Here is a 12,794-nt window from a genome sequence, read left to right on the forward strand (position 1 = left end):
ATCAGTCCCCCAACGCCGCGACGGGGCTGTCCCCACGCAGCGCCTCGGGCCAGGCGACGCGGTGGACGTCATCGACGTCGAACGTGCCGCCCTCGGCAATGCGGCGGCGCAGGCCGACGGAGAGCGCGTGGGCCCAGAGGCCCTCGGCCTGGGCGAGCGTCTGCGCCGCGGGGGCGTCGGCGAGAAGCCCCTCGGGCGTGTAGCAGATCACGCTCGAGCGCTTCTGGAAGTCGTAGACGCCGAGCGGGTTTGCCCAGCGCGCGGTGCCGCCCGTGGGCAGCGTGTGGTTGGGACCGGCCACGTAGTCGCCCAGCGGCTCGGAGCTCCAGGCGCCCACGAAGATGGCCCCGGCGTTGCGCACGCGGCCGAGAAGGGCCATGGCGTCCTCGCAGTGGAGCTCAAGGTGCTCGGGGGCCACCACGTTGACGGCGTCCACGGCGGCGTCCAGGGAGTCCGCAACCACGATGACGCCGCGCTCGTCGAGGCTCGTGCGGGTGATTTTCTCGCGCGGGCTCTGCGAGACGAGGCGCTCAACGGCCACGAGCACGCGCTCCGGAAGCTCGGCGTCGCAGGTCACGAGGTAGCAGCTCGCCATCGGGTCGTGCTCAGCCTGCGCCATGAGGTCTGCCGCAACCACCACGGGGTCCGCCGTGGCATCGGCGAGCACGCAGACCTCAGAGGGGCCGGCCACCATGTCGATGCCCACGTCACCGGAGACGTAGCGCTTGGCGGCGGCCACGTAGGCGTTGCCGGGGCCCACGATCTTCTCGACGGCCGGGATGGTCTCGGTGCCGTACGCCACCGCGGCGATGGCCTGCGCTCCGCCCACGGCGTAGACCTCGTCCACGCCCGCGAGCGCCGCGGCGGCAAGCGTGTAGGCGGAAAGCGAGCCGTCGCGCTGCGGCGGCGTCACCATGACCACGCGCTCCACACCCGCCACCTTGGCGGGGATCGTGTCCATGAGCACGGTGGAGGGGTACTGCGCGCGCCCGCCGGGCACGTAGACGGCGGCGGAGGCAACCGGGCTCACCTTCACGCCGAGCATCGTGCCGTCGGCGCGGGTGGTGAACCATGACTGCTCGCGCTCGCGCTCGTGGAAGTCTCGAATCTGGTCGCGTGCCTGCTTGAGCGCAGCGAGAAACTCAGGGCTCACGAGGTCGAGCGCGCCGGCGACCACCTCGTCGGGCACGCGAAACTCCTCCGGGCATGAGCCGTCAAAGCGAAGGCAGTACTCGCGCACGGCCGCGTCGCCGCGCTCGCGCACGTCGTCCACGATCTTCTCGGCAGTGGATATCACGTCCGCCGGCAGGACGCCGGAGCGGTCGAGGTCCGCCTGCGTGAGGCGACGCCCCCCGGAAAGCTCCACCCTTCTCATGACTCACTCCCCCTTCCGACCTCGGCGAGACGAGCGGCGAGATCGCGGATTCTCCTGTCACAGCGATACGCGGCGGGCCCTGCGAAGAAGCGCGCCGTGCACTCCATGACCTCGTCGACGATCACGAGGTCGTTCTCGGCGAGCGTGGTGCCCGTGGCGGTGATGTCCACGATGCGGTCCGCCATGCCCACGATGGGGCCGAGCTCGATGTTGCCGTGGAGCGTCACGATGTCCACCTGCTGGCCGATCGAGTCGTAGTAGCCCTGCGTGATGCGCGGGTACTTGGTCGCAACGCGCACCGTCCCGCGCCAGGCGTAGTTGCGCTCCGCCTCGCCGGCGCGCGAGGCGGGCTCGGCCACCACGAAGCGGCAGCCGCCGTAGCAAAGGTCAACGAGCTGCAGCAGGTCGAGGTTGGCCTCGATGAGCGAGTCCTTGCCGCAGATGCCGCAGTCGGCCCCGCCATGCCCCACAAACGCAGGGGCGTCCTGGGCGCGCACGATGACGTACTCGACGTCGCCCTCGCGCACGACGAGCCGGCGCCCGGGGTGCTCGAGCTCTGCCACGGGAAGCCCCGCCGCCTCGAGCGCGCGCACCGTGTCGCCAAAGAGTGAGCCCTTGGGGACGGCTATGCGCAGGGGGCGCTCCGCCAGGCGCACGCCCGGCGTGACCACGCCCGACTCGCCCGGCTCGCCGAGGACCTCTTGGAGACGCTCGAGTGAGAGCGCAAAGCCGCAGGCCGCAAGTCCTTCTCGCCCCAAGTTGGCGAGCACCGCGTCATAGCGGCCGCCCGAGGCAAGGCTCGCGGCAATGCCCTCCGCGTACCCTTTGAAGATGATGCCCGTGTAGTAGTCAAACGAGTTGATGATCGAGAAGTCAAAGGAGAGGCGACCCTGCTCAAAGAGGTCCGCGAGGTCGCGCGCTAGCGCGGAGAGCTCGGCGGTCCCGCGACGGTCGGCCGCAACACCCGCCTCGGCGAGAAGCGCGTCGAGCCGCGCGATGACCTCGACTCCCCCGCCCATGCGGCAGAGCTCGTGGATGGCCCGCGCCGCTGCCGGGGAAAGCCCGGGCGTGACGGAGATGAGCTCGTCAAGCGTCACGAGGTCAGAGTCGTGCACGAGCGAGAGCACCCGCTCGCGGAAGTCCGCCGTGGGCGCGCAGGCTTCGAGAAGGGCGGTGAGCGGCGTCACCGAGCCAAACACGATGCGCCAGTCCGGCACCTCGAGCGCCGTGAGCGCCTCGGCGAGCAGGCGCACGACCTCGACCTCCGCCGCGGCGCCGTCCTCTCCCACCAGCTCGACGCCGAGCTGCGTGAACTGACGGGGCTGCCCGCGCAGCGACTGCTCCTCGCGCACCACCGGCGCGCTGTAGCGAAAGCGCGCTGGGAGGTCCCCCGCACCCACGCGGCCCGCAACGAGGCGCGCCACGGGAAGGGTGAGGTCCGGGCGGAGCATGAGCAGGGTACCGTCCGCGTCAAAGAGCTGGAACGGGGAGTCCTTGATGCGTCCGCCCCGCTCGAGCACGGCGCGGTCCTCGAGCAGCGGCGTCTCCACGGGCAGGTAGCCATGGGACGAGAAGCACGAGCGCACGACGTCCGTGATGCGCTCGCGCGCGAGCGCCTCCTGCGGAAGGATGTCTCGAAAGCCCCTGGGCGTGCCAGCTCTCACTCGTGTCCCCTCTCCTGCGCGCGCCTGACCGACGCAGATACTTTAGCACACTAAAGTGGCAAGACAAGCTCGCCAGCCGGGACAGGCTGGTACAGGCTGGGCACCCGCCCGTTCGCGGCACGTCCCATAATCAACCGCCCAGGGCTTAATCGAGCCCGCCTGCCGAGCAATTTCATCAGACGGATACCGAGCAATGCGTGCAAGCAGGGGTGTAAGCGAGCGGGCAGCTGCCAGAAAGACAATGGAAAGCGACCCCCTGCTACGCTGTGCCACCCATCCACGACAGAAGGGAGCACGCAATGTCACTGTACTGGCCGGAGGCACGACTCGCCGTGAGCTGCGCTGGATCAAACGCACCGAGGGAGGAGCTGCCCGAAGACGTCCTCGTCATCCACGTGGGCACAGACGAGGCCCTCGACCCGACCTTTGCCGAGGAGATCAGCTACCTGCTCTGCGAGAGGCTCGAGGACTGGAGGGAGGGGCTCGTCGACGAGGTCCGCTCGCGCGGTGACAAGGTAATCGAGCCCCAGGGGTCCCACCAAAACGACGAAGAGGGGCGCGAGCTGAGCGACGCCGAGCAGGCAGAGAAGCGTCTCGAGGAGCGCATCCTCGCGCTCATGGGTCACCTTGAGCCCACACACGCGTCCGAGAACGCCAACGGTGAGGGTACCAAGAGCGAGAACGCCTGCGACGAGGACGTCTGGGCGGGCTTTGGCGAGGACCTCGAGGAGGGCGGCGGCCTCTACGGACCGCATGGATACGACCTTCTGAGCTCCTCCGGCATCAACATCGTCATCAACCACTGCGACGAGCTCTTCGTGAGGCGCTGAGCGGCCCCCTCCGAGGCGGCGGGCGGCAGCGACTCACCGCCCGCCGCCCTTCTCGCCCGTATATCTAATCAACGGCTCTAATTTTTGTTATATGTTATTGTTATATGAAAGGTGGGGCATGGACGTCACGCGAGTTATCGTCCACGACCGCGTTCCGATTCGCCACCCCAATCTCTCGAAGCTCGATGTAGAGACGGCATGGACAAACGCGTTTCTCGTGAGAGAGCGAGTGGGCGAAAGGCTTCCCCTGGGCACGCTCGTTGCTCTTGGGGAAGACGAGAAGGGCCGCGTTCTGGAAATGGTGGGAGTGAGGCTCGCCGACGGGACCACGCTGGTCTACCACGCCCAAACCCCACCAACAAAGCGAACGCTTCGCGAAATGAAGGGGGCCGTCAGTGGAGTACGTCACGCAGGATGGCGTAAAGCTCTCGGACGCGGACATCGACGAGCTTGCCGAGCGCTTTGAGCAAGGAGAGATGCCGGGACGATGGGGGCGCATCCTCGTTGGAAGGCCAAGGATAAGCTCCGAGCCGCTCAAGCTCGTGGGAGTGCGCGTCCCAGTCTCGGCGGTAGACGCCTTTGACGCAAAGGCCGCTCGTCTCGGGCAGACAAGGTCCCAAAGGCTCAGGGCCCTCATCGAGAAGGACCTCGAGGAGGATGCCCCTAGCGCCTGACGAGACGAGAGACGAGGCGGCTGATCATCGCGGCCTCGGGGACCTTGAGCAGCATGGCCCCCCCATAGGTGACGAGCAGCGAGGGCACGCCCGCCAGCACGCTGTAGAGCACCGAGCGCACGGCGGCACCCGAGCAGTCACCGAGAAACTCGTTGAGCGCCCTGAGGATGAGCATGCCCATGGCAGCGCCGGCAACGCCGAGCAGCACCGTACGCACGAGCGAGACGAGCATGGCGGAGAGCCCAAGGGGACCAAGGGTGCGCCTCAGGCTCACGAGCATCGTCACGTCGATGAGGGCAAAGAACAGCAGCGACGAGAAGGCCACGAAGTTGAGGCCAAAGGTCGTGGTGTAGGTGAGCAGGATCCAGATCTGAAGGACCGTGGCGAGCGCGCTCGACCACGCGTAGAGTCCCATGCGGCGCATGGAGGACGCCACCTTCTGCAGGTACATGCACACCGCGTAGAACGGGAGCGAGAGCGCGTAGACGGCAAGGTAGGCGGCAGTCATCTGGAGCGCCTCGGGCGTGAAGCTCCCCGCCGCGAGAACGGAGACAAGGGGGACGGAGAAGACGATGAGGTAGAGGGCAAAGGGCAGCATGAAGAAGAGGATCTGACCCAGGCCCGAGGTGATGCCCGCCCTGAACGACGCGCCATCCCCCTTGGCCCAGCTGTCCGAGAGCTCCGTGAACATGGCGGTGGTGATGGGCACCGTGAGGATGGAGTACGGCAGGGTGTACCAGAGGCGCGCGTAGTAGGAGACTGAGGCGCCGGTTGCCACCACGGAAAGCGAAGCCGTGGACTGCACCGAGGTGGTCGCCACGGACATGAGCATCACGGCAACGGAGGGCACGCCGATCTTGAGGGTCTCTCGCAGAAGCGGGTCACGAAGGTCCACGTGAAAGCGCAGCCGGATGCCATGGCGCAGCATGGGCGGCACCTGCAGGAGCACCTGGACGGCAACGCCGAGGGGATTGCCCAGGGCCAGTATGAGCAGCGCCAGCTCCGGGTTCTTGTCGGCAAGAAACGCGTAGGCAAAGAACGAGGCCGTGGTCATGAAGTTGTTGAAGATGGGGGCGGCCTGTCCCCAGAAGTAGTCTCGCTCGGCATTGAGCACGCCCGAGAAGATCGACGAGAGCGCGTAGAGCACGACCTCAATGACAAAGAACCGGAAGAAGTAGACCGCGAGGTCAAAGTCAAACTCCGCGGTGGCGGTAAACGACTGCGTATAGACGAGCTCGGCGGCAAAGACAAAGCCGAGCACCGTGACCGCGCCCATGACAAGAAGGACGAGCGAGACGAGGTTTGACGTGTAGGCGCTCGCCCCCTCTATGCCCGCCCGCTTGCGCACGGACATGTAGACGGGCAGAAACGCCGTGGTGAGCATGCCGGCGGCAACGAGCTCGTAGAGCTGGTTGGGCATGTTGTTGGCAACCGAGTAGCAGCTCGCCATCACGGTGACGCCGATGGCGTAGGCCTGGCCCCAGGTGCGCAGGAAGCCCGTGAGGCGGCTCACGATAACGAGGGCACTCATGAGGGCGGCACTTCTGCCCACCTGCTCCTGGGTGCTCTCCTGCGGCGCGCCTGCGAGCGCGGGCGCGTTCTTCTCGGCGACGGGCATCGCTCTCATGTGCTTGGGCTGGTAGGCAGGCTTGCGACTCACCGTGCGGCTTTCCTCTCGTACTGGGTGCCTAACTCCCTTATAGTGCCACCACTCGCCCCAAAGGGTCTCGCCCCCGCCGGAAGACCGGCCAGACTCCACATTGCGCCAGCACGGAGTCTCACACGGTATTGGGGACCCGCAGCGACACCCTGGCGAGAAGAACCGTCGGCCCGCGTCCACAAATGGGAATGGCGGCGAGAAGGGCGCCGCTAGCGGACAATGTCGGCGAGCGTGGCGCCGCAGAAGCGGACAAGCTCGTCCGGAGATATGACCAGGCTGAGCCCACGCCGGCCGCCCGAGACGTGAATCTCGTCGAAGAGCTGGGCGGTCTCGTCGATGAGCGTGGGAAAGCGCCTCTTCATGCCCACCGGCGAGCAGCCGCCGCGCACGTAGCCCGTGACCGGCTCAAGGTCGCGGACGTGCATCATCGAGAGGCTCTTCTCGCCCGCCGCAGCGGCGGCCTTCTTGAGGTCGAGCTCGTCGGCGACGGGCAGGCAGCACACCACGTGCTCCCCCGCCGGCGTCACGCACACGAGCGTCTTAAAGCTCGCAGCCGGGTCCTCACCAAGACGCTGCGCGATGTGCAGGCCCAGCTCGTTTGACGTGTCCGTCTCGTCCACCTCGTAGGTCTCAAACGAGAAGGGCACGCCCGCCGCCTCGAGCTCGCGCATGGCGTTGGTCTTCTGGAGCTTATCCTTACGCGCCATGGCGCCCCCCTACCTGAGCTCGTTTCTGGCGCGGTCCCGGGCGCGGTCGCGCGCGAGGACCTGGCGCAGGAACTGCCCCGTGTAGCTCTCCGCAACCTGCGAGACCTTCTCGGGCGTGCCGTAGGCCACCACGGTGCCGCCACCGTCGCCGCCCTCGGGTCCCATGTCGAGCACGCGGTCGGCCATCTTGATGACGTCGAGGTTGTGCTCGATCACCAGGACCGTGTTGCCCGCGTCCACGAGCTTCTCGAGCACGTCCACGAGCTGGCGCACGTCCTCGAAGTGCAGGCCCGTGGTGGGCTCGTCGAGGATGTAGAAGGTCTTGCCCGTCTGCTGGCGGTGCAGCTCCTTGGCGAGCTTCACGCGCTGGGCCTCGCCACCGGAGAGCGTGGTGGCGGGCTGGCCCAGGTGGATGTAGCCCAGGCCCACGTCATAGAGGGTCTGGAGCTTTTTCTTGATGCGCGGGATGTTGGCAAAGAAGGCCAGCGCCTCGTGGACGGTCATGTCCAGCACGTCCGAGATGGACTTGCCGTGGTAGAGCACCTCGAGCGTCTCGCGGTTGTAGCGCTTGCCGTGGCAGACCTCGCACGGCACGTAGACGTCGGGCAGGAAGTTCATCTCGATCTTGATCTGGCCGTCGCCCTTGCAGGCCTCGCAGCGGCCGCCGGGAACGTTGAACGAGAAGCGCCCGGGGCTGTAGCCGCGCGCGCGGCTCTCGGGCAGCGAGGCGAAGAGGGCACGCAGGTCGTCCCAGAGACCGATGTAGGTCGCCGGGTTGGAGCGGGGCGTGCGGCCGATGGGAGACTGGTCGATGTCAATGACCTTGTCGATGAGCTCCACGCCCTCGAGCTTCTTGTAGGGCCCCACGGGGCGCTTGGAACGGTGCACGGCATTGGTGAGCGCGGGCGCGATGGTGTCCGTGACGAGCGAGCTCTTGCCGGAGCCGGAGACGCCCGTGACTACCGTGAGCGTGCCGAGCTCGATCTTGGCCGTAACGTTGCGCAGGTTGTTGGCGGAGGCGCCGGTGATCTTGATGGCGCCCTTGCGTGGGTTGCGACGCTTGTCGGGAAGGTGAATCTCGCGCTCGCCCGTGAGATAGGCGCCCGTGATGGAGTCCGGGCAGGCGGCAATCTCCTCCGGCGTGCCCGCGGCCACGACCTTGCCGCCAAGCTCGCCGGCGCCCGGGCCCATGTCGATCACGTAGTCGGCGGCGCGGATGGTGTCCTCGTCGTGCTCGACCACAATGACGGTGTTTCCCTGGTCACGCAGGCGCTTCAGGGTCTCGATGAGGCGGTTGTTGTCGCGCTGGTGCAGACCGATCGAGGGCTCGTCCAGGATGTAGAGCACACCCATGAGGCCCGCGCCGATCTGCGTTGCAAGGCGGATGCGCTGGGCCTCGCCGCCGGAGAGCGTGGCCGCGGCGCGAGAGAGCGTGAGGTAGTCCAGGCCCACGTTCACAAGGAAGCGCAGACGGGCGAGAATCTCCTTCACCACTGCGCCGGCAATGAAGCGCTGGCGCTCCGTGAGCTCCAGGCCCTCAAAGAAGGCGAGCGCCTCACGGCAGGAGAGCTCGCAGACCTGCCAGATGTTCTTCTCGCCCACCGTGACCGCAAGAATCTCGGGCTTGAGGCGCGCGCCGTTGCAGGTTGAGCACGGCACCTCGCGGATGTACTTCTCGAGGTGCGCGCGCATGGTGTCCGAGGTGGTCTCCTGGTACTTGTCAAAGAGGATCTTGCGCACGCCGGCAAAGGTGGTGAACCAGTGCGTGTTGCGGCCGTCGCGCGTGAGGTAGTCCACACGGACCTTGGTGGCGCCCAGGCCGTCGAGAAGGGCGGACTGGACCTTCTTGGGGAGGTCCTTCCACGGCGTCTCCTCGGAGGCGCCGAGGTGACGGCACACGGCGGCGAGCACCTGCGGGTAGTAGTTGGAGTGGCCGAAGAGGCTGCCAAAGACGCCGCCGGCAACGGAGAGCGCGGGGTCCTCGATGAGCGCCTCGGCGTCCACCACCTTGCGGAACCCCAGGCCGTCGCAGTCCGGGCAGGCGCCGTAGGGGGCGTTGAAGGAGAAGTCGCGCGGCTGGAGGTCATCCATGGAGTGGCCGTGCTCGGGGCAGGCCAGGGCGAGCGAGTAGGTGAGCAGCTCGCCGGGCATGCGCTCCGGGTCGTCGCGGTCGGGCATGAGGTAGAAGCTCACGCGCCCGCCGGCGAGCTTGGTTGCCTGCTCCACGGACTCCGCGATGCGCCCGAGGCTCCCCTCGCGCACCACGATGCGGTCAACCACGACCTCGATGTTATGGCGGTTCTTCTTCTCCAGGCGAATTTCTTCGTCACCGAGCTCGCGCACCTCGCCGTCAATGCGCACGCGGCTGAAGCCCTCGCGGCGCAGGTCCTCAAAGAGCTTGGTGTACTCGCCCTTGCGGTCAAAGACCACCGGTGCCAGGACCAGGGCGCGCCGGCCCTGCGCGCGCTCGAGGACCTTGTCGGCCACCTGGTCGGTGGTCTGGCGCGAGATGGGGCGGCCGCACTCCGGGCAGTGCGGGGTACCGATGCGCGCGAAGAGCAGGCGCAGGTAGTCGTAGATCTCGGTCACGGTGCCCACCGTGGAGCGCGGGTTTCTCGACGTGGTCTTCTGGTCGATGGAGACGGCCGGCGAGAGGCCGTCGATGCTGTCCAGGTCTGGCTTGTCCATCTGTCCCAGGAACTGACGCGCGTAGCTGGAGAGGGACTCCACATAGCGGCGCTGGCCCTCGGCGTAGATGGTATCAAAGGCGAGGCTCGACTTGCCCGAGCCGGAAAGGCCAGTGATCACGACGAGCTTGTCGCGGGGTATGTCGACGTCGACGTCCGCGAGGTTATGCTCGCGGGCACCACGGATGACGATTGCGTCCTGGGCCATGTGCCCTCCTGCTTCACGAGAGATTTCTGCGTATCCCAGTGTAGCCGAGTCGAGCACCCTTCACGCGAAATGCAACGCGTGTTCGCATTCATGACAAACGCCCCTGTCACCGTTGTCATGATGACAAAGGTGACAGGGGCGTTTGTCATGAGTGGCAAGACACGGATACGGGGCTGCCGCTCGGGGAGAGACGCGGCAGCCCCGCATGGAGGAGAAGGGTCTTTCTCTCCCGGCCTACGCCATCGTGATGTCCTTGCTCTTGGAGACCTTCATGAAGAGCAGGAGCGAGACGACGGTGAAGACCATGAGAATCGTGGAGAGCGCGGCGGCGATGCCGTAGTTGCCGCGAATGACCTCGGTGTAGATGGCCACGGTCACGGTTCTCGTGCGCACGGTGTAGAGCAGCACCGACGTGGAGAGCTCGGAGATCATGGTGATCCACGTGAGGATGGCGCCCGAGACGATGCCTGATGCCATCATCGGCACGGTGATCTTGAGGAAGGTGTTGAGCCGGCTGCTGCCAAGGCTCTCCGCGGCCTCCTCGATCGTAACCGGAATCTGGCGCAGCGCCGCCTCGGAGGATCGCACCGTGTACGGCAGACGCCTCAACGCAAACGAGATGGCCATGATGGCAACGGTCCCCGTGATGGCAAGGAACCCGGAGCCAAAGACGCCCGTGTTGAACGCCGAGATGAACGCAATGCCAAGAACGGTGCCCGGGATGATGTAGGGCAGCATCCCAAGGGTATCCGTGAGGCGCGTGAGGACGTTGCGGTGACGGATGGCAACGTAGGAGAGGCTCGTGCCCACCACAAGGACGATGGCAAGACCGATGAGCGGGATCCTCAGCGTGTTGATGATCGAGGAGCCCATGCGGGTGAACGCCTGGACGTAGCTGTCAAGCGAGTAGCCCGGGACAAAGATCATGCCACTCGTCTTGAGGAACGACGTGTACACGAGGTAGAGCTGCGGCAGGATGGCCACAAACACCACGCCGTACACAAAGACGTACAGCAGAACCTTCTTCCAGGACCTCACGGGCATCGGGTCGATGGGGTGCAGCGAGTTCATGGTGAACGAGAAGCGGTTGGCCACGATCTGCTGGCCCAGGAAGACGAGAAGCGCGATGACGATGGCAACGATGGCAAGTGCCGCGGCAAACGAGTCGTTGCCACCCACCTCGCTGATGAACTGCTGGTAGATCGTTACCGGGAATGTCCTGAAGCCCTCGCCGATGAGCATCGGCGTGCCGAAGTCCGCAAACGCCCTCATGAAGACGAGCAGCGCAGAGGCAACGACGGTGGGCATCATGAGCGGGAGCAGAACATGGAAGAAGCGCCTCACGCCCGTGCAGCCCATCGAGGCCGCGGCCTCGAGCACCGAGCTGTCAACGTTCTTGAGCGCGCCCGACACGTACATGAAGACGAGCGGGAACAGCTGGAGCGTGAAGACGAGCACGATGCCGGCAAAGCCATAGATCTCAATCTGCGGGAAGTGCAGCACGTCCATCAGGAAGTTCGTGATGGTTCCGTTGCGGCCGAGCAGAAGAATCCAGGAGTACGCGCCAACGAAGGGCGGCGACATCGAGGCGATGACGATGAGAATCTGCAGCAGCTGCTTGCCGCGGAACTGGAACATCGCAAAGACGTATCCCAGGCTCGATCCCAGGAGCAGCGCAAAGACCGTTGCCGTCACGGAAACGGCGAAGCTGTTCGCGAGCGTCTCGCTGTAGTACGGGTTCGTGAAGAACTCCGTGAAGCTGTCCAGCGAGAACGTCCCGTTCACGAAGACGGCCTTCGCAAGCACCATGACGATGGGATAGAGAAGGAAGAGCAGGTAGAGGACAAAGATGACTAGCGTCACCAGCGTCCACATGTTGAAGCGGGACCTGCGAGTCTCCACCTAGCCCACCTCCTCCGCGAGGTTCCTGGCGCCATCCGCCGTGAAGACGTTGATCTTGGAGGTGTTCACGCGCAGACGGATCTTCTCGCCGGGGCGCAGGTTCTCCTCGAAGGTGGACTCCTCGGTCACCTGGATCTTCTCGGCAAAGCCCGTGCTCATGAAGTAGTCCGTGCTGGAGCCGAGGTAGACGCTGTCGATGACCGTGGCCTCGATGGGGCCGTCGGGGCACTTGATGAACTCCTCCGGGCGGACGCTCACGCGGACGTCCTGGCTGGCGCAGCCGTCGAGCTGGGGCATGGGCAGCGAGACGCCGCCAAGGACGAGCGCCGCGTGGCCGCCCTCGTGAACGAGCTTGGCGTCCATCATGTTGGTCTTGCCGATGAAGGTTGCCACGAACTCGTTGTGCGGGCGGTGGTAGAGCTCCTTGGGCACGCCGACCTGTTGGATGTCACCGTGGTTCATGACGGCAATCTTGTCGGAGATGGCCATGGCCTCCTCCTGGTCGTGCGTCACGTAGACCGTGGTGATGCCAACGCGGTGCTGGATCTCGCGAATGACCTGGCGCATCTCGAGGCGCAGCTTTGCGTCCAGGTTGGAGAGCGGCTCGTCCATGAGCAGCACGTCCGGGTTGATCACGAGGGCGCGGGCGAGCGCCACGCGCTGCTGCTGTCCGCCAGAGAGCTGGTCGGGCTTGCGCTCGGCAAACTGGTCGATCTGCATGAGCCTCAGGTACTCGTCCGTGCGCTGGCGCATCTCGTCCTTGGGGACCTTGCGCTGCTTGAGGCCAAAGGCCACGTTGTCACGGACAGTGAGGTGCGGGAAGATCGCATAGTTCTGGAACACCATGCCGATGTTGCGCTTGCTCGGCTCCATGTCGTTGATGCGGGTGTCGCCAAAGTAGAAGTCGCCACCCTCGATGGTGTTGAAGCCGGCGATCATGCGAAGCAGGGTGGTCTTGCCGCAGCCGGAGGGTCCGAGCAGCGTGAAGAGGCCGCCGTCGGGCATCACGAGGCTAAGGTCGGAGATGACGGTCGTGTGACCGTCGTACACCTTCTTCGCATGTTCAATTCTGATATCGCTCATCTGG

General features: G+C 65.8%; 9 protein-coding genes. 2 read left to right on the plus strand and 7 right to left on the minus strand.

Features of this window, described 5'->3' with window-relative positions; all coding sequences use genetic code 11:
• Window position 1: 1 nt before the first annotated feature.
• A complete protein-coding gene (gene hisD, locus QUW25_RS02770) occupies window positions 2–1,375 on the minus strand; it encodes a histidinol dehydrogenase (protein WP_289510707.1) in 1,374 nt (457 codons plus the stop codon).
• Complete coding sequence (gene hisG / locus QUW25_RS02775) at window positions 1,372–3,039, minus strand: ATP phosphoribosyltransferase (RefSeq protein ID WP_289510708.1); 1,668 nt, start codon at window positions 3,037–3,039, stop codon at window positions 1,372–1,374. The genes hisD and hisG overlap by 4 nt, the downstream gene beginning before the upstream one ends.
• Before the next feature lie 299 nt (window positions 3,040–3,338).
• Between hisG and QUW25_RS02780 the strand changes: the two genes are divergently transcribed.
• Window positions 3,339–3,869, plus strand: a complete 531-nt coding sequence (locus tag QUW25_RS02780) for a hypothetical protein (protein ID WP_289510709.1) — start codon at window positions 3,339–3,341, stop codon at window positions 3,867–3,869.
• A gap of 395 nt (window positions 3,870–4,264) precedes the next feature.
• On the plus strand, window positions 4,265–4,543 hold the full coding sequence (locus QUW25_RS02785; RefSeq protein ID WP_289510710.1) for a ribbon-helix-helix protein, CopG family: 279 nt from the start codon (window positions 4,265–4,267) through the stop codon (window positions 4,541–4,543).
• Here QUW25_RS02785 and murJ read toward each other — a convergent pair.
• The 5 genes from murJ to QUW25_RS02810 all read right to left on the minus strand — a co-directional run bounded on the left by murJ (window position 4,533) and on the right by QUW25_RS02810 (window position 12,790).
• Complete coding sequence (murJ, locus tag QUW25_RS02790) at window positions 4,533–6,203, minus strand: murein biosynthesis integral membrane protein MurJ (protein WP_289510711.1); 1,671 nt, start codon at window positions 6,201–6,203, stop codon at window positions 4,533–4,535. The genes QUW25_RS02785 and murJ overlap by 11 nt on opposite strands.
• A gap of 209 nt (window positions 6,204–6,412) precedes the next feature.
• Entirely contained in the window at window positions 6,413–6,910 is a 498-nt protein-coding gene (ybaK, locus tag QUW25_RS02795; protein WP_289510712.1) for a Cys-tRNA(Pro) deacylase, read from the minus strand.
• Between the two features lie 9 nt (window positions 6,911–6,919).
• Window positions 6,920–9,805 (minus strand): excinuclease ABC subunit UvrA, encoded by a 2,886-nt coding sequence (uvrA, locus tag QUW25_RS02800; RefSeq protein ID WP_289510713.1) that lies wholly within the window; start codon window positions 9,803–9,805, stop codon window positions 6,920–6,922.
• 234 nt (window positions 9,806–10,039) lie between these two features.
• The gene (locus QUW25_RS02805; RefSeq protein ID WP_289510714.1) at window positions 10,040–11,707 is read right to left on the minus strand and encodes an ABC transporter permease; all 1,668 of its coding nucleotides are present in this window, start codon (window positions 11,705–11,707) and stop codon (window positions 10,040–10,042) included.
• The gene (locus QUW25_RS02810; RefSeq protein ID WP_289510715.1) at window positions 11,708–12,790 is read right to left on the minus strand and encodes an ABC transporter ATP-binding protein; all 1,083 of its coding nucleotides are present in this window, start codon (window positions 12,788–12,790) and stop codon (window positions 11,708–11,710) included.
• Window positions 12,791–12,794: the final 4 nt, after the last annotated feature.

This window comes from Thermophilibacter provencensis (genome assembly GCF_030372065.1).
Taxonomy (GTDB): Bacteria; Actinomycetota; Coriobacteriia; order Coriobacteriales; family Atopobiaceae; genus Thermophilibacter; species Thermophilibacter provencensis_A.